The sequence below is a fragment of the Microbacterium meiriae genome, from assembly GCF_040685015.1.
In the GTDB taxonomy this organism is placed as follows: Bacteria; Actinomycetota; Actinomycetes; order Actinomycetales; family Microbacteriaceae; genus Microbacterium; species Microbacterium meiriae.
The window spans coordinates 1,146,397-1,171,287 of the sequence record NZ_JBFBHD010000002.1; the positions used below are offsets into that span (position 1 = coordinate 1,146,397).

Here is a 24,891-nt window from a genome sequence, read left to right on the forward strand (position 1 = left end):
CGATCAGGCGTTCGCGTCCTGACGCTTGAGGCGCGAGGCCTCGCGACCACGGACGGTCTGGTCGAGGATCACCTTGCGGATGCGGACGACCTCGGGCGTGACCTCGACGCATTCGTCGTCACGGGCGAACTCGAGGCTCTCCTCGAGGGTCAGCACGCGCGGGGGCGTCATCGACTCGAACGTGTCGGAGCTGGCCGCACGCATGTTGGTGAGCTTCTTCTCCTTGGTGATGTTCACGTCCATGTCGTCGGCGCGGGAGTTCTCGCCGATGACCATGCCCTCGTAGACCTCCTGCGTGGGCTGCACGAAGAACGACATGCGCTCCTGCAGGGCGATCATCGCGAACGGGGTGACGACACCCTGGCGGTCGGCGACGATCGAGCCGTTCTGGCGCGTCGTGATGGAACCGGCCCACGGCTCGTAGCCGTGCGAGATCGCGTTCGCGATGCCGGTGCCGCGGGTCGTGGTGAGGAACTCGCTGCGGAAGCCGATCAGACCGCGCGACGGGACGATGAACTCCATGCGCACCCAGCCGGTGCCGTGGTTGGTCATGTTCTCCATGCGGCCCTTGCGGTTCGCGAGGAGCTGCGTGATCGCGCCGAGGTGCTCCTCCGGCGTGTCGATGGTCAGGTGCTCGAACGGCTCATAGGTCTTGCCGTCGATCTTCTTGGTGACCACCTGCGGCTTGCCCACGGTGAGCTCGAAGCCCTCCCGACGCATGTTCTCGACGAGGATGGCGAGGGCCAGCTCGCCGCGGCCCTGCACCTCCCACGCATCCGGGCGCCCGATGTCGACGACCTTGAGCGAGACGTTTCCGATGAGCTCCTTGTCGAGACGGTCCTTGACCATGCGCGCCGTGAGCTTGTGCCCCTTGACCTTGCCCATGAGGGGCGAGGTGTTGGTGCCGATCGTCATCGAGATGGCGGGGTCGTCGACCGTGATCGCGGGAAGCGGGCGGACGTCCTCCGGGTCGGCGATGGTCTCGCCGATGGTGATGTTCTCGAAACCGGCGATCGCGACGATGTCGCCGGGGCCGGCCGACTCGGCCGGGTAGCGCTCGAGAGCGCGGGTCTTGAGCAGCTCGGTGACGCGCGCGTTGCTCGTGGTGCCGTCGGCACGCACCCAGGCCACCGTCTGGCCCTTCTTGAGCGTGCCGTTGAAGACGCGCAGCAGGGCGAGGCGGCCGAGGAACGGGCTGGAGTCGAGGTTCGTGACCCAGGCCTGCAGCGGAGCCTCGTCGTCGTACGCCGGAGCGGGGACGTGCTCGAGGATCGCTTCGAACAGGGGCTCGAGGTCGTCGTTGTCGGGCAGCGCTCCATCGGCGGGACGGTTCCGCGATGCAGCGCCGGCGCGACCGGAGGCGTAGACCACCGGCACGTCGAGCAGCGCGTCGACGTCGAGGTCCGGCACGTCGTCGACCAGGTCGGAGGCGAGGCCCAGCAGCAGGTCGTGCGCCTCCTCCTCGACCTCGGCGATCCGGGCGTCCGGACGGTCGGTCTTGTTGACCAGGAGGATGACGGGGAGCTTGGCCTCGAGCGCCTTGCGCAGCACGAAGCGGGTCTGCGGCAGCGGGCCCTCGCTCGCGTCGACGAGGAGCACGACGCCGTCGACCATCGACAGGCCGCGCTCGACCTCACCACCGAAGTCGGCGTGGCCGGGGGTGTCGATCACGTTGATCGTGATCTCCTTGCCGTCGGCGTGCTTGCCCTTGTAGGTGATCGCCGTGTTCTTGGCGAGGATCGTGATGCCCTTCTCGCGCTCCAGGTCGTTGGAGTCCATCGCGCGCTCCTCCACGTGCGAGTGGTCGCCGAAGGAGCCCGTCTGGCGGAGCATCGCGTCGACGAGCGTGGTCTTGCCGTGGTCGACGTGGGCGACGATTGCGACGTTGCGGAGGTCAGAGCGGAGGGCGTGCGCCATACAAGGGTCCTCAAAGAGTGTGGGGTTGCGCCGGGAAGCCGACGTTCCAGGATAACGTACGCGCGGATCGGGTTCCTGAACGCACGTCGTACCATCGTCCCGTGACCCTCCCCGACCCGACTCCCCCGGTCCCGCAGACGTCCTCGACCGCGCCGAGGCGGAGCGACGAGCCGCGCGAAGGCTCAGGGCGGCTGTGGTGGGAGATCGCCATCGTGCTGGCCCTGGGTCTCGGTCAGTCCGCGATCTACGCGATCGTGCAGCTCGCCTATCGACTCACGGACGACACGCCCCTCGCGGATCAGACGGCCACCCTCAACCCCTCCCGCAGCGACCGGGAGGTCTTCGACCTCATCTATCAGGTGCTGTCGATCGGCTTCGGGCTGGTGCCTGTGCTCCTCGTCTGCTTCCTGTTGTGGCAGCGCCGCCGCCCCCACCTGGAGCGGCTGGGACTCGACGGCACCCGGGTGGCGGCCGACATCGGCCGCGGCGCGCTCCTCGTCCTCGCGATCGGCGTGCCGGGACTGGCGCTCTACTTCGGCGGCCGGGCCCTCGGACTCTTCGTCGCCGTGAACCCGGCGGGCCTCGACGCCCATTGGTGGACCGTGCCGATCCTGCTGCTCGCCGCCGCGCGCGCGTCGCTGCAGGAGGAGTTCGTCGTGCTCGGGTACCTGTTCGCCCGCCTGCGGCAGCTGGGGTGGTCGCCATGGACGATCATCGTCTCGACCTCGGTGCTCCGCGCGACGTACCACCTCTATCAGGGGCCCGGCGCCTTCATCGGCAACCTCGCGATGGGGCTGCTCTTCGGATGGCTCTACCACCGCACCGGTCGGCTACTGCCGTTCCTGGTGGCGCACTTCCTCATCGACGCGGCGGCCTTCGTCGGCTACCCCTGGGCCGCGGCCACCTGGCCCGCCCTGTTCGGTCTTCCCGGCTGAGGCCCGCTCAGCCGAGGTTGACGACGACGAGCGCCGCGACGGCCCACAGCACGATCACCGCGAGGGCGATGAGGGCCGGGCCGTCCCAGCTGCGTCGGATCGGCGCGTCCGCCGTCGAGGGAGCCGCGGTCCACAGATCGCGGATGCCCGTGAGCACCCGGAGCGCGGACGGCACCTCCGGCTCGGCGTCCTCCTCGCGGGAGCGACGAGGCGGACGCGCCTTGGCCGGTCCGCCCCAGCAGCTCAGGGTACGGCCGTCGTCCAGCGTGAACTCGAGCTGCCACCGCATGTCGATGTCCTGCACGTGCGCCCAGCCGAAGGTCGTGCGACGCAGCAGGTTCTGCACCACGGCCCCCTCCTGATCCACGCGGACGAAGGAGACGAAGGCCGTCTCGTACACGATCCACAGGCCGAGCAGCAGCCAGGGCGCCACGAGCAGCGCCTGCACGATGCTGCCGTTGACGACGGTGTCGCCCAGCAGGAACAGCACGAGCAGGATGCTGAGCACGAAGACGACGGTGCCCGAGGGCGCACGGAAGGTCCGTGCGCCCTCGGGGTGTCCGGGAGACGCCACCTCAGAGGCCGCCGAGCGGGATCGACGCACCCGGGATCGCCTGCAGCAGACGATCCGTGTACTCCTCCTGCGGGTTCGCGAAGATCTCGTCGACCGTCCCCTGCTCGACCACCTTGCCCTTCTCCATGACGCAGACCAGGTCACTGGAGACCCGGACGACCGCGAGGTCGTGCGTGATGAAGAGGTAGGTGAGGTCGAGCTCGGACTGCAGGTCGGCGAGGAGCTTCAGGATCTGATCCTGCACGAGCACGTCGAGCGCCGACACCGCCTCGTCGAGGACGATGATGTCGGGCTTGAGCGCCAGCGCACGCGCGATCGCGACGCGCTGACGCTGTCCGCCGGAGAGCTCGTTCGGATAGCGCGTGGCCAGCGCCTGCGGCAGGGCGACCTGCTCCAGGAGCTCCTCCACACGGGCGCGATGCGAGGCCCGGTCGCCGACGCCGTGGATCTGCAGCGGCTCCGCGATGGTGTTGCCGATGTTCCGCAGCGGATCCAGGGACCCATAGGGGTCCTGGAACACCGGCTGCATCCGCCGGCGGAGTCCGAACGACTGCGCGTTCGACAGGTGGGACACGTCCTGCCCGTCGATCTCGATCGTCCCGCTCGTCGGCTCCTCCAGCTTGAGGACCATCTTCGCGACCGTGGACTTCCCCGAACCCGACTCGCCGACGAGGGCCAGCGTCTTTCCGCGCGGGATCTCGAACGACACGTCGTCCACCGCCCGGAACGCCTCGCTGCGGAAGTTGCCCTGCCGGATCTTGTAGTCCTTGGTCAGGCCGGCCACGCGGACCGTCGGCGGGATGTCGGCCAGGTCGTCGAGCGTCTCGATGCCCCGGTCCTCCACCACCGCCTGGATCCGCTGCGAGGCGACGCTGGGCGCTGCAGCGACCAGTCGCTTCGTGTACGGGTGCTGCGGGTTCTCCAGGATCTGCCGGCTGGGGCCCGCCTCGACGATGTTGCCGCCGTTCATCACGATGATCTTCTCGGCGCGTTCGGCCGCGAGTCCCAGGTCGTGCGTGATCAGCAGCACCGAGGTACCCTTATCGCGCGTGAGCGACGCCATGTGGTCGAGGATGACCCGCTGCACCGTCACGTCGAGAGCCGAGGTCGGCTCGTCGGCGATGAGGAGCTTCGGGTCGGCCGCGAGACCGATCCCGATCAGCGCCCGCTGGCGCATACCGCCGGAGAACTGGTGCGGATACTGGTGCAGGCGACGCTCGGCATCCGCCAGCCCGGCCTGCTGCAGCACCTCGATCGTCCGCGCCTTCGCGGCGGCGCGCCCCTGGGCGACGCCGTTCGCGCGGACGGCCTCCTTCACCTGGAAGCCGATGCTCCACACGGGGTTCAGGCTCGACATCGGGTCCTGCGGGACGAAGCCGATGTCTCGACCGCGCACCGCCTCCATGTCGCGCCGGCTCAACCCGGTCAGCGGGCGTCCCTCCAGCGTGATGGACCCGCCCGTGATCGTCCCCGTGCCCGGGAGCAGGTCGACGATGGCGGTCGCCGTGGTCGACTTGCCCGAGCCGGACTCGCCGACGATGGCCACGGTCTCACCGGGCATCACATCGAACGTGATCCCGTGCAGGACCTCGCGCATCCCGTCCTGCGTGCGGAATGCGACGGTGAGGTCGCGCACGCTCAGCAATGGGATCTGTGGGGTGTTGCGGTCGCTCATCGGCGAGCCCTCGCCTTCGGGTCGATGGCGTCTCGGATGAGCTCGCCGAGGCTCACGAAAGCGAGCACCGCGAGGGTGAGCGCGATCGACGGATAGATGAGGGACATCGGAGCGACGCGCAGAGCCGCCTGCGCCTGGCTGATGTCCTTACCCCAGGAGACGACGGTGCCGTCGAGCCCGACGCCCAGGAACGACAGCGTCGCCTCGGCCACGATGGCGGCGGCGAGGCCGAGCGTCGACACGACCAGCAGCGGTGCGATCCCGTTGGGAACGACGTGGGTCACCAGCGTCTTGAACTGCGACAACCCCAGGGCGCGCGATGCCATGACGAAGTCCGCCTGACGCACCCGCAGGATCTCGGCACGCACGACGCGAGCCGTCGAGGCCCAGGAGAACCCGCCGATGGCGAGCGCGAGCGTCCACACCGACCGGTAGTCCGACAGCACCGTCATCACGACGAGCGCGGCGAGGATGTACGGGATCGCGAAGAAGATGTCGCCCACGCGGGAGAGGAGGGCATCGAGCCAGCCGCCGTAGAAACCGGCGATCGCTCCCATGATCAGGCCGAGGACCGCGGAGATCACGGTCGCGATCAGTCCGACGGCGAGCGAGGTCTGCGCACCCCACACGACACGCGCGTAGATGTCGCATCCCTGGAAGTTGTAGCCGAGCGGATGACCCGCGGTGGGGCCCTCGTTGCTGTACGTCAATTCGCACACGCGCGGATTGACCTGTGTGAACAGCGTCGGCCAGAACGACATCAGCACGAACACGGCGGCGAGGAACACGGCGAACCAGAACAGCGGACGACGGCGCAGGTCCCGCCAGGCGTCACGCCACAGGTTGCTGGGCTTCTCGCCGACGCGGACGGCGTCGACGGAGATCGTCTCGGTCTCGACCGGGGCGACGTAGTGCTTCTGCGTGGTGGGGTCAGACATAGCGGATCCTCGGGTCGAGCAGACCGTAGAGCAGGTCGATGACAAGGTTCACCAGCACGTACAGGATGACGAACACCGTCACGAAGGAGACCACGGTCGGTCCCTCGCCCCGGATCGCCGCCTGATAGAGCGTGTTGCCGACACCGGGGATGTTGAAGATCCCCTCGGTCACGGTGGCCCCGACGAGAAGGACACCGAAGTTCGTGGCGGAGTTGGTGATGACCGGGATGAGGGAGTTGCGCAGCACGTGCACGGGGAGGACGCGTCGCCGCGAGAGCCCCTTGCTGTATGCCGTGCGCACCCAGTCCTGGTTGAGGGTGTCGATCACCGAGCTGCGCATCAGGCGCATGCTGACGGCGAACAGGCTGAACCCGAGGACGAGCGCGGGGAGCCACAGGCCGCCCCAGTCGTTGTCGGAGCCGACCGTGGGGCTGAACCAGCCCCACTGGATCGCCAGGAAGTACTGCGCAAGGAAGCACATCACGAAGATCGGGATGGCGAGGGCCACGAGCGCGACGAGCAGGGCCGTCGTGTCGAAGAGCTTCCCCTTGCGCAGCGCCGAGATGGTTCCGACGGAGATCGCGAGGGCGAACTCGATGCCGATCGCCATGATCGCGAGACGACCCGTGACCGGCAGGGTGTCGACGAGAACGTCGGAGACCGGCCGGCCGGAGAACGTCACGCCGAGATCACCTTGGAAGACACCGGTGATGTAGTACCAGTACTGCACCAGGAACGGATCGTTGAGGTGGTACTCCTCGCGGAGCGCGTTGACGAGGGCCTCGCTGGGCGTACGGTCGCCGAACAGCGCGAGGATCGGGTCTCCCGGCATCGCGAAGACGAGGAAGTAGATGAGCAGAGTGGCCCCGAAGAAGACGGGGATCACCTGGAGAAGACGTCTGAGGATATAGCTGAGCATCCGCTGTCGCTTTCGGGCGGTCGCGAACAGGCAGGACGGAAGCACCCGACGAGGCGGTGACGGAAGACCGTCACCGCCTCGCGGTTGCGAGCTCCGTCAGGCCTATTCGGCAGCCTTCGTGATCTCGTAGTACAGCGGCACCGAGTTCCAGCCGAAGGTGACGTTGTCCACCGTGTCGGCGTAGCCACCGGTCACGTTGGAGTACCACAGCGGGATCGCGGGGAGATCGTTGAAGAGGATCTCCTGCGCCTTGGTGAACTCCTCGACCTGAGCCGCGGTGTCGGTGTTGCTGATGCCGTCGGCGATCAGCTTGTCGAACTCGGGGTTCGAGTAGTCGCCGTCGTTCGAACCGGCGTTGGTCGCGTAGAGCGGGCCGAGGAAGTTGTACAGACCGGGGTAGTCGGCCTGCCAACCCGAGCGGGCGGCGGTCTTGATGCTGTTGTTGTTGATCTCCTCGCGGATGACCGAGAAGGTCGGGTACGGGTCGCCCGAGGCCTCGATGCCCAGCGTGTTGGAGATCGCGTTGGTCACGGCCTCGACCCACTCCTGGTGGCCGCCGTCGGTGTTGTAGGCGATCTTGAACTCGCCCTCCCACGGGGAGATCGCGTCGGCCTCGGCCCACAGCTCCTTGGCCTTCTCCGGGTCGTACTTCAGGACCTCGTTGCCCGAGATCGAGTCCGACCAGCCGTCGATGACCGGCGACGTGAAGTCGGAGGCCGTGGTGCGGGTGCCGAAGAAGATCTTGTCGGTGATCTGGTCGCGGTCGAACGCCATCGAGATGGCCTGGCGACGGAGGATGCCCTCTTCGCCCGAGAAGTGCGGCAGGAACTGCCCGATCGTGAACGACTGGAACACGGCGGACGGCTGGTTCACAGCGCGGTCGCCGAGGTCATCCTGGAACGTGGGCAGCGAGACGGCGGGGATGACGTCGATGACGTCGACCTTGTTGCCCTGCAGGTCCGCGTAGGCCGCATCCTGGGTCGCGTAGAACTTGATCGTGAGACCGCCGTTCTTCGCCTGGCGCCCGCCCTCGTAGTCGTCGTTGCGGACCAGGTCGATCTGCACGTCGTGCTGCCAGGCGCCCTCGCCGTCGAGCTTGTACGGACCGTTGCCGATCGGGTTCTCCCCGAAGGCGTCCATGTCCTCGAACGCCGCGTCAGGCAGCGGGTAGTACGCCGAGTAGCCGAGGCGCAGCGCGAAGTCGGCGGCCGGCTTGTTCAGGGTGATCTTGAAGGTGTAGTCGTCCACCTGCTCGAGGCCGGTCAGGTCGCCCTGCGCGCCGTACACCTCTTCGGTGTTCTGGAAGCCCTCGATGTCCTCGAAGAAGTAGTTCGAGAGGTGCGCGTTCTCCGCCTGGGCGCCGTAGTTCCACGCTTTGATGAAGTTGTCGGCCGTGACCTCTTCGCCGTCGGAGAAGGTCTGCCCCTCCTTCAGCGTCACCGTGAGGTGCTGCGGGTCTTCGGTCACGATCTCCTCGGCCATGTCGTTGACCGGCTTGCCCTCGGCGTCGTAGTAGACGAGCCCGGCGAAGATCTCGTCGAGGATCTTGCCGCCGCCGACCTCGTTGGTGTTGGTCGGGATGAGCGGGTTCTCGGGCTCGGAGCCGTTCGTGGTGATGATGGCATCCGGGTCGGCCTTCGCCCCGCTGCCGTCGTCTCCCGAGTTGCCGCCGCCGCTCGCGCAGCCGGCGAGAGTCAGGGCGCCGATCACGAACAGTGCGCTGCCCGCGAGGGCGATCTTGTTGCGCTTCACTTTTGTCCTCCTGTGGACGTGGGAATTCTGCGCGGCTCATCATCGAGCGCGCAGGGATACCTGAGCGTAACCCGGGGGTCGCGAGTCCAGGACGTTCGGCTAACGAACTGTTACTGAGTGGTGACCATCTGTCACATGACGGAAACATGGCGTAACGCGAACGGCGCCGCGCCGCCGGGAGGCGGGCGCGACGCCGTTCGTCGTGCGGGTCCGTGTCAGGCGAAGGCCTCGATCGGCGGGCAGGCGCAGACGAGGTTGCGGTCGCCGTACGCCTGGTCGATCCGGCGGACCGGCGGCCAGTACTTCGCCGCCACCAGCGAGCGCACCGGATAGGCGGCCTCCTCGCGGGTGTAGGCGTGCGCCCACTCCCCCGCGATGAGCGAGACCGCGGTGTGCGGGGCGTGCACGAGCGGGTTGTCGTCTGCGGGCCAGCGCCCCGCGGCGACGGCGTCCGCCTCGGCCTTGATCATGATCATCGCCTCGATGAACCGCTCGATCTCGTCGAAGTCCTCCGACTCGGTGGGCTCCACCATGAGGGTGCCGGCGACCGGGAACGACATGGTCGGGGCGTGGAACCCGTAGTCGATCAGGCGCTTGGCGACGTCGTCGACGGAGATGCCGGTGGCCTCCTTGAGCGGACGCAGGTCGAGGATGCACTCGTGCGCGACCCGACCGTTCTCCCCCGTGTAGAGCACCGGGAAGTGGCCGCCGAGGCGCTCGGCGATGTAGTTCGCCGAGAGGACCGCCGCGGCGGTCGCGCGCCGGAGCCCCTCGGCCCCCATCATGCGCACGTACGCCCACGAGATCGGGAGGATGCCCGCGGAGCCGTACGGTGCCGCGGAGATCACGGCGCCCTCGAACGTGTGGCCGCCGAAGTGCTCGGCGCGCTGCGCGAGCGGGTGCGACGGCAGGTGCGGCGCGAGGTGCGCCTTCGCCGCGACCGGACCGATGCCCGGGCCGCCGCCGCCGTGCGGGATGGCGAACGTCTTGTGCAGGTTGAGGTGCGAGACGTCGCCGCCCAGGTCGCCGAAGCGGGCGTAGCCGAGGAGCGCGTTGAGGTTCGCGCCGTCGACGTACACCTGACCGCCGGCCGCGTGCACCGCCCCGGTGATCTCGACGACCTGCTCCTCGTACACGCCGTGCGTGGACGGGTACGTGATCATCAGCGCCGCCAGGTCGTCGGCGTGCTGGGCGATCTTCGCGCGCAGGTCGTCCAGGTCGACGTTGCCGAGCGCATCGCTCGCCACCACGACGACCTTCATGCCCGCGAGCACGGCGGAGGCCGCGTTCGTGCCGTGGGCGGAGGACGGGATGAGGCACACGATGCGGTGGTCGTCGCCGTTCGCGCGGTGGTAGCCGCGGATCGCGAGGAGGCCGGCGAGCTCCCCCTGGGATCCGGCGTTCGGCTGCAGCGACACCGCGTCGTACCCGGTGATCTCGGCGAGCCAGCCCTCGAGCTGGTCGATGAGCTCCAGGTAGCCGCGCACGTCGGCCTCCGGGGCGAACGGGTGGATGCCCGCGAACTCCGGCCACGTGATGGCGGCCATCTCCGTGGCGGCGTTGAGCTTCATGGTGCACGAGCCGAGCGGGATCATTCCGCGGTCGAGCGCGTAGTCCCGGTCGGACAGGCTCTTCAGGTACCGCATCATGGCGGTCTCGCTGCGGTGGCTGTGGAACACCGGGTGCGTGAGGTACTCGTCCTCGCGGCGGAGGGCGTCCGGCAGCGCGTCCGCGTCGCCGAGGCCGAAGCCGAAGGCGCGCTCCTGCTTCCCTCCGAAGACCTGCGCGACCTGGTGCAGCTCGGCCACCGTGGTCGTCTCGTCGACCGCGATGCCGATCGTGTCGACGTCGGCGACCCGCAGGAGGATGCCGTAGCCGCCCCGTGCCTGGTCCGCGTACTCCGCCGCCCGGCCGGGGACGCGCACGGTCAGTGTGTCGAAGAAGTGCTCGTGGACGACCTCGGCGCCGGCCTCGACGAGCCACTCGCGCAGCAGGGTCGCCTTGGCGGTCACATCGCGGGCGATCTGTCGAAGCCCGTCCGGGCCGTGGTAGACCGCGTACATCGACGCCATCACGGCGAGGAGCACCTGAGCGGTGCAGATGTTCGACGTCGCCTTCTCGCGGCGGATGTGCTGCTCGCGGGTCTGCAGCGAGAGGCGGTAGGCCGGCTTGCCTTCGGCGTCGACGGAGACGCCGACGAGGCGTCCGGGCAGCTGCCGCTCCAGGCCTGCGCGCACGGCCATGTAGCCGGCGTGCGGGCCGCCGAAGCCCATCGGCACACCGAAGCGCTGCGTCGTGCCCACGGCCACGTCGGCCCCGAGGGTGCCGGGCGCGGTGAGGAGCGTCAGCGCGAGCAGGTCGGCGGCCGCGACGGCGAGCGCGCCGGCGACGTGCGCGGCGTCGAACACCGCGGACGGATCCCACACGCGGCCCGAAGCCCCCGGATACTGCACGAAGACGCCGAAGAGCTCGGCGGGGAGCTCCTCCCCCGCCGCGAAGTCGACCGCGACGAGCTCGATGCCGAGCGCCTCGGCGCGGGACGCGAGCATGGCCTTCGTCTGGGGCAGCGCATCCGCGTCCACTGCGAACACGTTCGACGCGGTCTTCGATGCCCGGCGCGCGAGCAGCATCGCCTCCACGACCGCGGTGGACTCGTCGAGCATCGACGCGTTCGCGGTGGTGAGGCCGGTGAGCTCGGCCACCATCGTCTGGAAGTTGATCAGCGCTTCCAGGCGCCCCTGCGAGATCTCGGGCTGGTACGGCGTGTAGGCCGTGTACCAGGACGGGTTCTCGAGGACGTTGCGCTGGATGACCTGCGGGGTGACGGTGCCGTAGTAACCGAGGCCGATCATCGAGCGGTTCACGGTGTTGCGCCCGGCGAGGGCACGCAGCTCGGCCAGCGCCTCGGTCTCCGACGCGGCGACCGGGATGCGGGAGTCGGCGACCGCGCCCTCCGGTCCCGTGTAGATCGAGGCGGGGACGGCCTGACGCATGAGCTCCTCGACCGGGCTCAGCGTCCCGCTGTCGACGGAGCCGAGACCGAGCGCGTCGAGCATCGTGCGCTGGGCGGCCTCGGTCGGTCCGATGTGACGATCGGCGAATGCAACCACTTCCGGATCAGCCCTCCGTGAGTGCGACGTAGGCGTCGCGGTCCAGCAGTCCGTCCAGCGCGCCGGCGGCGACGGACACCTTGAGCAGCCAGCCGCCCTCGAACGGCTCGGCGTTGACGAGCGAGGGGTCGTCGACGACGGCGTCGTTGATCTCGACGACCGTGCCGGCGACCGGGGCGTAGAGCTCCCCGACCGACTTGGTGGACTCGATCTCGCCGACGACGGAGCCGGCGGTCAGCTCGGTGCCGACGGCGGGGAGTTCGACGAAGACGACGTCCCCCAACTTCTCGGCGGCGTAGTCGGTGATGCCGATGGTGACGGTGTCGCCATCACCGGCGATCCACTCGTGCTCGTCGGTGTAGCGGAGTGCGCTGAGGTCGGTCATTTTGTCCTCCGGTAGAAAGGCAGGGCGGTCACGGTCGCGGGGATGCGGGTCCCCCGCACATCAAGGAATACTGCGGTTCCCTCCTCTGCGGAAGAAGGGTCGACGAAGGCCATCGCGATGGGGTGGCCGAGCGTCGGGCTCAGGGCGCCGCTGGTGATCTCTCCGATCGGGGTGCCGTCGGCGTCGACGACCGCGTAGCCGGCACGGCCGGCGCGTCGCCCCTCCGCCGTCAGGCCGACGAGGATCCGGGCGTCGTCGGCGGGCGCCGGCGCGTCCTTGCCGACGAAACTGTCCTTCGCGGCGACCACGACGCGGCCGAGGCCGGCCTGGGCGGGTGCGGTGGCGAGGCTGAGCTCATGGCCGTACAGCGGCATGCCGGCCTCCAGCCGGAGCGTGTCGCGGGCGGCGAGGCCGGCGGGAACCAGACCGTGCGGAGTACCGGCGTCGAGCACCGCGTCCCACAGCGCGGTCGCGTGGGCGGCCGGGACGAGGAGTTCGAAGCCGTCCTCTCCGGTGTAGCCGGTGCGGGCGAGGAGCAGCGGCTCCCCCGCGAAAGACGCGGTCGCCCACGCGTAGTACTTCTGCTCCGCCCACGGGACGCTGACGTCGGCGATGCCCTCCGTCGCCGCGAGGATCTCCTCGGCCCGAGGGCCCTGCACGGCGATCAGCGCGTAGTCGTCCGAGACGTCCGCGACCTCCACGGGGCCCGCGTCGGCGTCCGCCACCCGCTCGGTGAGTGCCTGACGCACGGCCTCGCGGTTGCCCGCGTTGGAGATGATGAGGAAGTCGTCGTCCGCCAGGCGGTAGACGATCACATCGTCGACGATGCCGCCCTGAGGCGTCAGCAGCAGCGAGTACTTCGCCTTGCCGACCGCGAGCGCGGACAGCCGTCCGGCGAGGGCGTAGTCGAGGAACGCCGCGGCACCGGTGCCGCGGACCGTGAACTCCGCCATATGCGAGATGTCGAAGACGCCCGCCGCCTGCCGCACCGCGTGGTGTTCGGCGAGGTCGGACGTGTAGCGCACCGGCATCTGCCAGCCGCCGAAATCGGTGAAGGAGGCGCCGAGCGCCTCATGGCGCTCGCGCAACGGGGTGTAGCGGGGGTCGGACATGGAGTTCTCCCGGGCTGGGTCGGGCGGGACGACGACGTCGTCCCTGGGAACTCCCCCTCTGTCATGGGCCTGAGAGCTTCGCCCGCGCGCGTGCACAGGGCTTTCACCGTCGGCGGATCCCCCGGTGCTCGGGATCGCTTTTCAGAGCGGCCGGACCTCCGCGGTACGCGTACCTGAGAGATTGGCGGGGAGGCTTGCTCCTTCGGTGCCCGGCTGCATGCGCCGGGGCTCTCCCGCGTCGGTCGTTCGGCCTGTCTTCGATTGTGGGTTCAGTCTAGCGGTCTCCCCCGCCCGCTCAGGAGCCCAGGGCGAGCTCCGCCCTGACCTCGTCACGGAGCCTGCCGAGGTTCTCCGGTTCGGGTGCCGCCGCCAGGAGCGTCTTGGTGTACTCGTGCTGCGGGTTCAGGATCACCTCGTCGGCTGTTCCCCGCTCCACGACATCGCCCTGGAAGAGCACCATGATGTCGTCGGAGAAGTGCCGCGCGGTCGCCAGATCGTGTGTGATGTAGAGGACGCCGAGGTTCTCCTCGCGCTGCAGCTCGGCGACCAGGTTGAGCACGCCGAGCCGGATCGACACGTCGAGCATCGACACCGGCTCGTCCGCCACGATGAACCGGGCACCGGGGGCGAGGGCCCGCGCGATCGCCACGCGCTGCCGCTGCCCACCGGAGAGCTCGTGCGGGCGCCGTTCGGCGAAGCTCTCCCCCGGAGTGAGCCGCACGCGCTCCAGCAGCTCGATCGCCCGCGCCCGCACCTCGCGGCTGTCGAGCTTCGGGTGGTGCAGCCGGATCGGACGCTCCAGGTGGTGCACGATCGTGTGGAAGGGATTCAGCGAGGCGAACGGGTCCTGGAAGACCATCTGCACGTCCGACCGGTAGCGCTCCAGGGCCGAGCCCCGCGTGCCGGATTCCTCGCCGTCCAGGAGGATGCTCCCCGAGGTCGGCGTCTCCAGCTTCATCAGCATCCGGGCGATGGTGGATTTCCCCGATCCGGACTCGCCGACGAGGGCCGTGGTCCGCCCCGCCTCCAGGGTGAACGACACGTCCTTCACCGCGTGCAGCACACTCGTGCGGAACCCCGACCGCAGGTGGAAGTCCTTGACGAGGTTCCTCGCCTCGAGGGTGCCCGCACGCCTCGTCCCGTCCACGCTCATCGGATGACCTCCTGGTTCACGCCGCCGCTGCGGACGAAGTCGCCCCGCTCGCCCGTGAGGGACGGGAAGCTCGACAGCAGCCGCTGGGTGTACTCGTGCTGCGGGTTGCGGTAGATCTCCTCGGCCGTGCCCTGCTCGACGATCCGTCCCTGCAGCATGACGGCGATGCGGTCGCTGATCTCGATGAGCATGGGCAGGTCGTGGGTGATGAAGATCACCGCGAACCCGAGCTTCTCCCGCAGACGCATGATCTCCCGGATGATGCCGCGCTGCACGACCACGTCGAGCGCCGTCGTGGGCTCGTCCATGATCATGACCTGCGGGTCGAGTGCCAGCGCCATCGCGATCATCATGCGCTGGCGCATGCCGCCGGAGAGCTCGTGCGGGAAGCTCGTCAGCCGCCCGGGGTCGACGCCGACGAGCGTGAGCAGCTCCTCGGCGCGCTCCTGCTTGGCCTTCTTCGACATGCCGGGGCGATGGGTGTCGAAGATGTCGAAGATCTGCGCGCGGACCGAGATGACCGGGTTGAGGGAGTTCATCGCCCCCTGGAAGACCATCGAGATCTTGTCCCAGCGGAATGCGCGCAGCCCGTCGCCGTCGAGTCCGACGACGTCGATGTCGTGGCCGTCGCGGTCGTGGAACACGATCTCGCCGTCGGTCATCAGGGCCGGCGCCTTGAGCAGCCGGTTCATCCCGTACGCGAGGGTGGTCTTCCCGCAGCCCGACTCCCCCGCGAGCCCGAGGATCTCGCCCCGGTGGAGAGTGAGTGAGACATCGCGGACGGCTTTGACCGGCGGGTCGACCTCGTACTCGATCGAGACGTTCCTGGCGGTGAGCACGGCGTCGCTCATGCGGTGACCCCCTTCTCCTTCGCGGCCTTGCGCAGACGACGGGCCGCATCGGGCGCGTTGCGCAGCTTCGGGTTGATGACCTCGTCGATGGCGAAGTTGATCAGCGCGAGTCCCGCGCCGAGGATCGCGATCATGATGCCCGGCGGCACGAACCACCACCAGGCGCCGCGGCCGAGGGCCTGACCAGACTGGGCGTCGTTGAGGATCGAGCCCCAGGTGATCGAGGAGTTCGGGCCGAGGCCGAGGTAGGAGAGCCCCGCCTCGCCGAGGATGGCGAAGATGATCGCGAACAGGAACTGCGCGGTCAGCAGCGGGAGCAGGTTCGGCATGATCTCGACGAGGATCACCCGGAGGGACTTCTCCCCCGCCACCTTCGACGCGTACACGTAGTCGCGGGTGCGGAGCGAGCGGGTCTGCAGCCGCAGCACGTACGCCGCTCCGGCCCACGAGGTGATGCCGAGGACGAAGGCGACGAGCTGCCAGCTGCGCTGCGGCACGAACGACGCGATCACCATGACCAGCGGCAGTCCGGGGATCACGATCATGACGTTGGTCAGCAGCGCGAGGACGTCCTCCCGCCAGCCGCCGAGGTACCCGGCCAGGACACCGAAGAGGAGCGAGAGCACGATGGCGATGCCGCCGGCCGTGACGCCGATGAGCAGCGACCCCTGCGCTCCGATCGCGAGCTGCGCGAGCACGTCGTTGCCGAGCTTGGTCGTGCCCAGCCAGTGCTCCGCCGACGGCGCGGCGAGGGCGGGGTTGTCGGTGCTGCGCGGGTTCTGCGTGAAGAACGGCGCGATGATCGCGAAGAGCACGATGGCGAGCACGAGCACGGCACCGACGATGAACTTCGGCGAGGTGCTGGGCAGGATGCGGCGACGTCTGCGTTCCTGACGCTGGGTGGCCAGAGCGACGGTGCCCTCGGGGGCGACGGTGGGCGACTCCTCCACGAGGAGCGGGTTCTTCGTGTCAGACATTCTGGCGAGCCCTCGGGTCGATGAAGCCATAGACGAGGTCCATGAAGAAGTTGGCGACGAGCACCGTGAGGGTGATCACGAGGAACAGCCCCTGCATCAGCGCGTAGTCGTTGTTGGTGACGGCCTGGAACATGAGCTTGCCGACACCCGGGTAGGTGAACACCTGCTCCATGACGATGGAGCCGGCGACGACGAAGCCGAGGGTGATCGAGAAGCCCGCGATCGACGGGATGGCGGCGTTCCGCGCGGCGTACGTCGTCATGATGCGCCGCGGCCGCAGTCCCTTCGCCTCAGCGGTGAGGACGTAGTCCTCGGCGAGCGTGGAGACCATCATGTTGCGCATGCCGAACATCCAGCCGCCCACCGAGCTGATCACGATCGTGATCGCGGGAAGGAGCGAGTGGGTGACGGCGTCGGTGAAGAACGCCCAGGTCGGCTCCGGGCCGTCCGGGAAGTCGAAGACGTCATACCCGCCGAACATCGGGAACCATCCCAGACCGACGGCGAAGACGGCGATGAGGACGAGCGCGAGCCAGAAGTACGGGATGGACTGCAGGACGGTGGTCGCCGGGATGAGGTGGTCGACCCAGGTGCCGCGCTTCCACCCGGCCCACGCACCGAGAACGACGCCGAGCAGGAAGGAGATGACCGTGGCGGTGCCGACGAGCACCAGCGTCCACGGCAGGGCGCCGGCGATCAGCTCCGCCACCGGGGTGGGGAACTTGGTCACCGACACCCCGAGATCGCCGCGGAGCATGCGTCCCCAGTACGCGAGGTACTGCTCCCAGAGGGACGCATCATCACCGCCGAGCAGGAGCTTGATGTTGCGGATGGTGGTCTCGGAGACCTCTCCGCCGGCCCGCTGCATCTTCGCGATCATGATGTCGGCGGGATCCCCCGGCATGAGCCGGGGAAGCAGGAAGTTGATGGAGATCGCGGCCCACAGCGTGAACGCGTAGAACCCGATCCTTCGTGCATAGAACTTCATGTCACCTGTCCTGACTTCCTGCTTCCCCTGCTCCTCTCGAGACTCAGCCGGCGGGCTTGATCTGCGTCAGCACGTACCCGGCCGCGATCGCACCCCAGGAGGGCGGGAACGCGTAGAGGTTCTCCTCGGTCGGCCAACCGGTGTAGTCCTTCGTGTTGTAGAAGGTCTGCGTGGCGTTGATCACGAGCGGGATGTAGGGCACGTCAGTGACGATCGCGTCCTGGATCGTGGCGTAGAGCTCCTTGCGCTCCGCCTCGTCCTCGGTGCTGATGGCCTGCTGGATGGCCGCATCGACGGTCGGGTTGTTGTAGCGGCTGAAGTTCCAGCGCCCCGGGGGGATCTCGGTGCCGACGGGGCTGGTGGACTGCACCTCGGTGCCACCGAACCAGTCGCGGTAGATCTGGAACGGGTCGGCGATGGTCGTGCCGACCACGCCGCCGACGATCAGCTGGAACTCGCCGGACTGGCGGGCGTCGACGAACTCCTGCCACTGCACGGTCGACGCGGTGATCTTGATGCCCGCAGCCTCGGCCTGCTCGGCGATGAGCTTCGCGGCGTCGTTGTAGTCCGTCCAGCCGTCGACCGAGATCAGGCTGAGCTCGACGGGCGCGCCGTCCTTCTCGTAGATCCCGGAGGAGCCCTTGGTGTAGCCGGCAGCCTCGAGGATGGACGCGGCCTCCTCGACGTTGGCCTCCTGCGGGCTGACCTCGTACGCGTCGTCGGTGAGCCACTTCTCATCGCGCGGGAGCAGCGTGTAGGCGGGCGAGACGTCGGCGGTGAGACCGACGAACGCCTTGTCCTTGATGGTGGCGCGGTCGACGGCGACGTTCAGCGCCTGCCGGACCGCCACGTCCGTCTGCGGGCCCGTGCAGCCGAGCTCGGCGTTCGAGCAGGTGTAGAGGACGGTCGGGTCCTGCGGCGTGTTGATCCACTCGATCTTGCCGTTGGCGGTCGCGTCGTCCGGGTTCGGGATGAACATGCCGGTCCAGTCCAGCTCACCCGCCGTCACGAGATCCTGCGCGGTCTGGTTGTTGTCGACCGCGATGTACTGGACCTTCTTGATGGCCAGCTCGTCGGCGCCGCGGTAGTTCTCGTTGGCGACCAGCGTGTAGGACTCGCTCGTGGTCTTGTCCACGACGTACGGGCCCGACCCGACCGGCTCCTCGTTCGTGAAGTTCGCGAAGTCGTCGACGTCCTTCCAGATGTGCTCGGGGAGGATGTAGCTCGACCCCATCCGCTGGAACTCCGTGGTGTACTGCGCGATGCCGTAGGTGAGCACGACCGTGGTGTCGTCGGTGGCCTCGGCGGAGACCAGCTGGTTGCCCTCGGGGTTGTTCGCCTCGTACAGGAAGGTGAAGGCCACGTCCGCGGCCGTGAGCGGCTCGCCGTCGCTCCACTTCAGGTCGGGCTTGATCTTCACCGTGATCTGCGTGCCGTCTTCGTTGTACTCGAAGGACTCGCCGATGAGGCCGATGGGCTCCTCGTCCTTGGTCTTGTTGTAGAAGAACAGCGGCTCGTAGATCGGGCCGAGTGCGCCGTGGAGCACGTTCGGGGCGAACGGGTTGTAGTTCGTCGTGATGGGCGTCGTGCTGCCGGCCCAGACGCGGAGGGCACGGTCGCTGGACGCGTTGCCGCCCTCGTCGCCGTCACCGCCGCCGCCACCACAGGCCGTCAGGCCCAGGGCGAGGACCGAGGCCCCCGCGACCGCCGTGAGCGCGATCTTGCGCTTTCCGTTACGGATCATTCTTCATTTCCTCTCGGTGCTGCACTGCAGGAGGGATTCTCCGGTTGGAGCCGAACCCCGGGCGGGGTTCACGGGAACCCCGGGAGGTGGCCTGCGGGCCGCCCTCGAAGGGGTTTGTTAGGACAGTAACCTAACAAACCCGCTCCGGGGGAACAAGCCTTCCTGCGGGCAGGAGATAACGTTTCGGACTCGACACTCCTGCGCGTCATATGCCCGCACTAAAGGTTGTTATGACACTAAGATCGGCTGCGGAGGTTAAGGTGCATATGACTCGAAGTGCGGACATCCGCGTCGCCGTCTCGACGGTGATCCTCACGCTGCGCCGCGGTGACGACGGTCCTCCCGTTCTCGCGCTCCCCCTCGTCCGCCGTACCCGCGAGCCGTTCGCAGAGCGATGGGCGCTTCCCGGCGGGTGGCTCACCCCCGAGGAGTCGCCGGTCGACGCCGCGGCCCGGACACTCGCCGAGACGACGGGCCTTGCGCCCACCTACCTGGAGCAGCTCTACGCCTTCGGCGCCGTCGACCGCTCCCCCACGCGGGTCGTCTCGATCGTGTACTGGGCACTGCTGCGTCAGGACGACGTCGAAGCCCAGATCACCGCGCATCGGGCGTCCGGTCGCGCGCCGGAGAACGTGGAGTGGTTCGATGTCGACGGCCTGCCCGCACTCGCCTTCGATCATCACGAGATCATCGAGTACGCGCTCTGGCGCCTCCGCAACAAGGTCGGCTACAGCCGCGTGGCCCAGGGCTTCCTGCCCGCCGAGTTCACGCTCGCCGAGCTGCGGGAGGCGTACGAGTCGATCCTCGGGCGCCCACTGGACCCTGCGAACTTCCGGCGGCAGGTCGAGGCCGCGGGCAACCTCACCCGCACCGACCGCTTCCGCACGGGCAGCCACCGCCCGGCCCGCCTGTACCGCGACGACACCGACGTCGAGCTGGCCGACCGCGGCCCGCTCCGCCCCGAGGAAACGAGAACCCGATGAGCATCACCTTCGTCCCGACCCCCGTGGTCCCTGCGGCCGACCCGTCCGTCGATCACGCGATCCAGGCCATCGTTGGCGGGACCTCCACCGACGCTACGTGCACCACCGACCTCGCCGTCGGCCCGTGGGACTTCGACACGCGCCCCGGGTACGGGCCCGGATCCTCCATGGGCGACGTCATCCCGACCGGGGCTCCCCGGCAGGGGGAGCTCCCCGCCGCCTACCGCGAGGCGGACGAAGCCGAGCTCCACCGGCGCATCGAGGCGGCCAAGGCGACCCTCGGAGACCGGGTGGTGATCCTCGGCCACTTCTACCAGCGCGAGGAGGTCGTGACCCATGCGGACGAGGTGGGTGACTCGTTCCAGCTCGCCACCGCCGCCACGATGCGGCCGGATGCGGAGGCGATCGTCTTCTGCGGCGTGCACTTCATGGCCGAGACCGCCGACCTCCTGTCGCAGCCCGACCAGGCCGTGATCCTGCCGAATCTCGCCGCCGGGTGCTCCATGGCGGACATGGCCGACATCGACCAGGTGGAGGAGTGCTGGGAGCAGCTCGCCGATGTGCTGGGCGACCTCGACACCCCCGACTCCGACGGCCGCGTGCCGGTGATCCCCGTCACCTACATGAACTCCTCCGCGGCGATCAAGGGTTTCGTCGGGCGGCACGGCGGCATCGTGTGCACCTCGTCGAACGCCGCCACGGTGCTGGAGTGGGCCTTCGCCCGCGGCCGTCGCGTGCTCTTCTTCCCCGACCAGCATCTGGGTCGGAACACCGCGAAGGCCATGGGGGTGCCGCTCGACCGGATGCCGATGTGGAACCCGCGGCGAGCGCTCGGCGGCTCCACCCCGGAGGAGCTCGTCGACGCGGAGGTGATCCTCTGGCACGGCTTCTGCTCCGTGCACCGGCGGTTCACCGTGGCGCAGATCGACCAGGCCCGCGCGGAGCACCCGGGGGTCCGTGTGATCGTGCATCCGGAGTGCCCGATGGAGGTCGTCGACGCGGCCGACGAGGCCGGCTCGACGGAGTACATCCGCCGCGCCATCGCCGAGGCCACGGAACCGACGACGTTCGCGGTCGGGACCGAGATCAACCTCGTGCGCCGCCTGGCCGCGCAGTACCCGCAGCACCGGATCTTCTGCCTCGACCCGGTCGTCTGCCCGTGCTCGACCATGTACCGCATCCACCCCGGCTACCTCGCGTGGGTCCTGGAGGAGCTGGTCGCCGGCCGCACCCCGAACCGCATCACGGTCTCCCCTGACGTCGCCGCCCCGGCTCGCCTCGCGCTCGAGCGGATGCTCGCCGCCAAGCCGCCGGTGGCCGCCGGGGCACGATGAACGTCGTCGTCGTCGGCTCCGGGATCGCCGGACTCACCGCCGCGCTGCACGCGCACGAGATCGGGCATGCCGTGACGCTCGTGACGAAGAGCGCGCTCGGGGGCGGATGCACGCCGCTCGCGCAGGGCGGCGTGGCCGGCGGCTACGGGCCGGGCGACGGACCGGCGGCGCATGCCGCCGACACGATCAGCGCCGGAGCGGGTCTGTGCGATCCGGCCGCCGTCGACGCCCTCGTGGCGGACGGCGCCGCCCGGATCGCCGAGCTCCTGGCCCGCGGCGTCGCCTTCGACCGGGCGCCGGGCGGTGCCCTCGCCCGCGGGCGGGAGGCGGCGCACACCCATGCCCGCATCCTCCACGCCGGGGGCGACGCGACCGGGGCCGCGATCTCCGCGGCGCTATGCGCGGCCGTTCAGCGCACGCCGATGTCCGTCCGCGAGCGGACGATGCTCCTCGATCTGATCGTCGAGGCGGGACGGATCCGCGGGATCACGGTCCTCCGCGAGGGCGCCGCGGTCGAGATCCGGGCCGACGCCGTGATCCTCGCCACGGGCGGGGCAGGGCAGCTCTACGCGCACACGACCAATCCGATCGAGACGACCGGCGACGGCATCGCGGCGGCTCTGCGCGCCGGCGCCGCCATCGCCGACCTGGAGTTCGTGCAGTTCCACCCGACCACCCTCCCCGGCGTCCCGGTCTTCCTCCTGTCCGAAGCCGTCCGCGGTGAGGGAGCCGTGCTCCGCGACAGCGACGGACGACGGTTCGTGTTCGACAGCCACCCCGACGGGGAGCTCGCCCCGCGCGACGTCGTCGCCCGGGCCATCGCCGGGCAGGCAGCCCGGCAGGGGACGCCCGTGCACCTCGATGCCACCGGGCTGGGGGCCGATGCGCTCGCCCGCCGCTTCCCGACCATCGACCGTGTGACGCGCGACCGCGGTTTCGACTGGTCCCGGGAGCCGCTGCCGGTGACCCCCGCCGCGCACTACCTCATGGGCGGCGTCGTCACCGACCGGCACGGACGGACCACCATCCCGGGGCTGTACGCCGCCGGCGAGATCGCCCGGACAGGAGTGCACGGAGCCAACCGGCTCGCCTCCAACTCGCTCCTCGAAGGAGCCGTGTTCGGAGCCAGGGCCGCCGCCGCGCTGGACGAGCCATGGCCCACCGCTGCCGTCGACATCACCCCGTGTCCGTCATCGACGGACGGGACAGACGCCGCGGACGCGGATGTCGCACCGGAGCCCCTCCCCCCGTTCGACCGCGCGGCTCTGCAGCGGCTGCTGTGGGACGAGGTCGGCCTGCGGCGGAACGTATCCGGCCTGCAGCGCGCTCTCCGCATCGTGCGCGGGTGGGCCGTCGGGTTGCCTCCTGCGGTCGACGTCCGCACGCACGAGGACCGGAATCTGCTGCTGGTCGCCGACGCCACCCTCCGTGCCGCCCTGGCACGCCCGGCCTCGGCCGGCGCCCATCACCGTGATGATCCCGCCCCCGACGCACCGACCATGGGACACCCGTCGATCCTGGAGACCGCCTGATGCTCACCCACGCCACCCTGCACCGCGTCGTCGGAGCCGCGCTCGAGGAGGACGCCCCCTGGGGCGACCTCACCAGCACCACCCTGCTCCCCGCGGAGACGACGGCAACGGCCGACCTCGTCGCCCGCGAGCACGGGGTCTTCAGCGGCGGCGAGGTGTTCGCCGCCGCGTTCCTCCTCACCGACCCGGACGTCACGGTCGACCTGCACGTGGGCGACGGCGATGCCTTCAGGGCTTCCGACGTGCTGGCCACCGTGACAGGGCCGGCCCGCGCTGTGCTCACCGCCGAACGCGTCGCGTTGAACTTCGCGCAGCGGATGTCGGGCATCGCGACGCTCACCGCCGCCTACGTCCGCGAAGTCGAGGGAACGCGGGCGCGCATCGCCGACACCCGCAAGACCACGCCCGGTCTGCGAGCGTTCGAGCGGCACGCGGTCGTGTCCGGCGGCGGGCGGAACCATCGGTACTCGCTCTCCGACGCGGTCATGGCGAAGGACAACCACCTCGCAGTGCTCCAGAGGTCCGGGCTCGATCTCGCGACGGCTCTCCGCGAGGCACTCTCGCGGCTGCCGCACACCGCCCACGTCGTCGTCGAGGTCGACCGTCTCGACCAGATCCCTGCGGTGCTCGACGGCGGCGCCCATACCGTGCTCCTGGACAATTTCTCCCTCGACGATCTGCGCGCCGGCGTGGCGCTCATCGGCGAGCGCGCCATCGTGGAGGCCTCGGGCGGCGTCGAGCTGACCACCGTCCGCGCCATCGCCGAGACCGGGGTGGATGTGATCTCGGTCGGAGCCCTCACGCACTCCGCGCGGGCGCTGGACCTCGGACTCGACCTCCGGATCGACTGAGTCCGTGCTGTACCTCGACCACGCCGCGACGTCTCCGGTACGCCCCGAGGTGCGGGCGGCCATGGAGCCCTTCCTCACCGAGGTGTTCGGCAACCCCGCCAGTCACCACACCGCGGGCGAGACCGCGGCGCGCGCGCTGGAGGACGCCCGCGCCCGGGTGGCCCGCGTGTTCGGGACGCGGGCAGGGGATGTCGTCTTCACCGGCGGCGGCACGGAGGCGAACAACCTCGCTGTGAAGGGACTCGCCCTGGGAGCGCTCGCCTCCGGCCGGCGGCGCGTCGTCGTGTCCCCCATCGAGCACGAGTCGATCCGGGAGTCGGCGGCGTACCTCGCGCGGTTCCACGGGGTGACGGTCGCGATGCCCGCCGTCGACGCCACCGGACGGATCACGCCGGACGCCCTCGACACAGCGCTCACCGACGACACGGCCGTCGTGTCCTTCGGACACGCGAACAACGAGATCGGCACCGTCCAGGACATCCCGGCGCTCCGCGAGGTCGTCCACGCCCGCCGCGTGCCCCTCCACGTCGACGCCGTGCAGTCGGCCGGCTGGCTGCCGCTGCACGAGCTGCATGCCGACGCGGTGTCGATCGCCGGGCACAAGCTCGGCGCTCCCAAGGGCACCGGGGCGCTCGTCGTCCGCGGACGCCTCCCTCTGGAACCGCTCCTGCACGGCGGCGGCCAGGAGCGTGGGCGGCGGTCCGGCACCGTCGACGTCGCGGGAGCGGTGGGCCTGGCGACGGCACTGGATCTCGCCGAGCGGGAGCGCGAAGACACCGCGACCCGGGTGGAGGCCGCGACGGCGCGTTTCATCGCCGAGGTGCAGCGCCGCGTGCCCGTGGCCGCACTCACGGGGCATCCCACGCAGCGGCTCCCCGCGACGGCGAGCTTCACGATCGCCGGCGTGAGCGGCGAGGCGGTGCTGCTGGAGCTGGAGCGCCGCGGGGTGATCTCGTCCAGCGGCTCCGCCTGCGCCGCCGGCAGCGACGAGCCCTCCCCCGTGCTGCTCGCGTGCGGCATCGCCCCGGAGGTCGCCCAGACCGCCGTGCGCTTCACCTTCGGGCGCTCGGCCCTCCCTGCGGACGCTCCGGAGCGTCTCGCCGCACTCGTCGCGGAAGCGGTCGACGCGGTCCGCGGCTGACGGACGGCCCTAGACTCGGC

The 24,891-nt window shown here is 69.6% G+C and carries 20 protein-coding genes and 2 riboswitches; of the genes, 6 read left to right on the plus strand and 14 right to left on the minus strand.

Translation table 11 applies throughout. The features are described from left to right. Positions 1 to 3 precede the first annotated feature (3 nt). Positions 4 to 1,917, minus strand: coding sequence for a translational GTPase TypA (gene typA, locus AB0N68_RS14005; protein ID WP_187663645.1), 1,914 nt, complete (start codon positions 1,915 to 1,917; stop codon positions 4 to 6). A 101-nt stretch (positions 1,918 to 2,018) separates the two neighbouring features. Between typA and AB0N68_RS14010 the strand changes: the two genes are divergently transcribed. Continuing rightward, positions 2,019 to 2,852, plus strand: a complete 834-nt coding sequence (locus AB0N68_RS14010) for a CPBP family intramembrane glutamic endopeptidase (protein ID WP_396654784.1) — start codon at positions 2,019 to 2,021, stop codon at positions 2,850 to 2,852. A gap of 7 nt (positions 2,853 to 2,859) precedes the next feature. On the opposite strand, the gene AB0N68_RS14015 is transcribed toward AB0N68_RS14010, so the two are convergent. From AB0N68_RS14015 to AB0N68_RS14075, 13 genes are all read right to left on the minus strand, one after another. Further along, a complete protein-coding gene (locus AB0N68_RS14015; protein ID WP_187663643.1) occupies positions 2,860 to 3,426 on the minus strand; it encodes a PH domain-containing protein in 567 nt (188 codons plus the stop codon). Position 3,427: 1 nt separating this feature from the next. Further along, entirely contained in the window at positions 3,428 to 5,101 is a 1,674-nt protein-coding gene (locus AB0N68_RS14020) for a dipeptide ABC transporter ATP-binding protein (protein ID WP_187663642.1), read from the minus strand. Next, on the minus strand, positions 5,098 to 6,039 hold the full coding sequence (locus AB0N68_RS14025; protein ID WP_187663641.1) for an ABC transporter permease: 942 nt from the start codon (positions 6,037 to 6,039) through the stop codon (positions 5,098 to 5,100). The genes AB0N68_RS14020 and AB0N68_RS14025 overlap by 4 nt, the downstream gene beginning before the upstream one ends. Further along, positions 6,032 to 6,958: an ABC transporter permease gene (locus AB0N68_RS14030; protein ID WP_187663640.1), complete on the minus strand. Its 927-nt coding sequence runs from the start codon at positions 6,956 to 6,958 to the stop codon at positions 6,032 to 6,034. Before AB0N68_RS14030 ends, AB0N68_RS14025 begins: the two co-directional genes overlap by 8 nt. Before the next feature lie 102 nt (positions 6,959 to 7,060). Beyond that, complete coding sequence (locus AB0N68_RS14035) at positions 7,061 to 8,710, minus strand: peptide ABC transporter substrate-binding protein (RefSeq protein WP_187663639.1); 1,650 nt, start codon at positions 8,708 to 8,710, stop codon at positions 7,061 to 7,063. A 215-nt stretch (positions 8,711 to 8,925) separates the two neighbouring features. Next, positions 8,926 to 11,766, minus strand: coding sequence for an aminomethyl-transferring glycine dehydrogenase (gene gcvP, locus AB0N68_RS14040; RefSeq protein ID WP_396654832.1), 2,841 nt, complete (start codon positions 11,764 to 11,766; stop codon positions 8,926 to 8,928). A 61-nt stretch (positions 11,767 to 11,827) separates the two neighbouring features. Then, complete coding sequence (gene gcvH, locus AB0N68_RS14045; RefSeq protein WP_060923660.1) at positions 11,828 to 12,205, minus strand: glycine cleavage system protein GcvH; 378 nt, start codon at positions 12,203 to 12,205, stop codon at positions 11,828 to 11,830. After that, complete coding sequence (gcvT, locus tag AB0N68_RS14050) at positions 12,202 to 13,317, minus strand: glycine cleavage system aminomethyltransferase GcvT (RefSeq protein ID WP_280568535.1); 1,116 nt, start codon at positions 13,315 to 13,317, stop codon at positions 12,202 to 12,204. Before gcvT ends, gcvH begins: the two co-directional genes overlap by 4 nt. Positions 13,318 to 13,368: 51 nt before the next feature. Then, positions 13,369 to 13,467: riboswitch (glycine riboswitch) on the minus strand. A 1-nt stretch (position 13,468) separates the two neighbouring features. Next, a riboswitch (glycine riboswitch) is annotated at positions 13,469 to 13,563 on the minus strand. A 49-nt stretch (positions 13,564 to 13,612) separates the two neighbouring features. After that, complete coding sequence (locus AB0N68_RS14055) at positions 13,613 to 14,470, minus strand: ABC transporter ATP-binding protein (RefSeq protein WP_280568532.1); 858 nt, start codon at positions 14,468 to 14,470, stop codon at positions 13,613 to 13,615. Further along, entirely contained in the window at positions 14,467 to 15,321 is an 855-nt protein-coding gene (locus AB0N68_RS14060; protein WP_268777760.1) for an ABC transporter ATP-binding protein, read from the minus strand. Before AB0N68_RS14060 ends, AB0N68_RS14055 begins: the two co-directional genes overlap by 4 nt. Next, positions 15,318 to 16,298, minus strand: coding sequence for an ABC transporter permease (locus tag AB0N68_RS14065; RefSeq protein ID WP_259962736.1), 981 nt, complete (start codon positions 16,296 to 16,298; stop codon positions 15,318 to 15,320). The genes AB0N68_RS14060 and AB0N68_RS14065 overlap by 4 nt, the downstream gene beginning before the upstream one ends. Continuing rightward, positions 16,291 to 17,286 carry an ABC transporter permease gene (locus AB0N68_RS14070; RefSeq protein WP_280568520.1) on the minus strand — a complete coding sequence of 332 codons (996 nt, stop codon included), beginning with the start codon at positions 17,284 to 17,286 and terminating at the stop codon, positions 16,291 to 16,293. Before AB0N68_RS14070 ends, AB0N68_RS14065 begins: the two co-directional genes overlap by 8 nt. 43 nt (positions 17,287 to 17,329) lie before the next feature. After that, complete coding sequence (locus AB0N68_RS14075) at positions 17,330 to 19,030, minus strand: ABC transporter substrate-binding protein (protein ID WP_187663632.1); 1,701 nt, start codon at positions 19,028 to 19,030, stop codon at positions 17,330 to 17,332. A gap of 266 nt (positions 19,031 to 19,296) precedes the next feature. On the opposite strand from AB0N68_RS14075, the gene AB0N68_RS14080 reads away from it, so the two are divergent. Genes AB0N68_RS14080 through AB0N68_RS14100 form a run of 5 tightly spaced genes read left to right on the plus strand, consistent with a single transcriptional unit; the run spans position 19,297 to position 24,871 of the window. Beyond that, entirely contained in the window at positions 19,297 to 20,013 is a 717-nt protein-coding gene (locus AB0N68_RS14080) for an NUDIX hydrolase (RefSeq protein WP_187663631.1), read from the plus strand. Beyond that, a complete protein-coding gene (nadA, locus tag AB0N68_RS14085; protein WP_187663630.1) occupies positions 20,010 to 21,347 on the plus strand; it encodes a quinolinate synthase NadA in 1,338 nt (445 codons plus the stop codon). Before AB0N68_RS14080 ends, nadA begins: the two co-directional genes overlap by 4 nt. Further along, the gene (gene nadB / locus AB0N68_RS14090; protein ID WP_313366446.1) at positions 21,344 to 22,879 is read left to right on the plus strand and encodes an L-aspartate oxidase; all 1,536 of its coding nucleotides are present in this window, start codon (positions 21,344 to 21,346) and stop codon (positions 22,877 to 22,879) included. The genes nadA and nadB overlap by 4 nt, the downstream gene beginning before the upstream one ends. Next, positions 22,879 to 23,730 (plus strand): carboxylating nicotinate-nucleotide diphosphorylase, encoded by an 852-nt coding sequence (nadC, locus tag AB0N68_RS14095; protein WP_187663628.1) that lies wholly within the window; start codon positions 22,879 to 22,881, stop codon positions 23,728 to 23,730. The genes nadB and nadC overlap by 1 nt, the downstream gene beginning before the upstream one ends. Before the next feature lie 4 nt (positions 23,731 to 23,734). After that, a complete protein-coding gene (locus AB0N68_RS14100) occupies positions 23,735 to 24,871 on the plus strand; it encodes a cysteine desulfurase family protein (protein WP_280566630.1) in 1,137 nt (378 codons plus the stop codon). Positions 24,872 to 24,891: the final 20 nt, after the last annotated feature.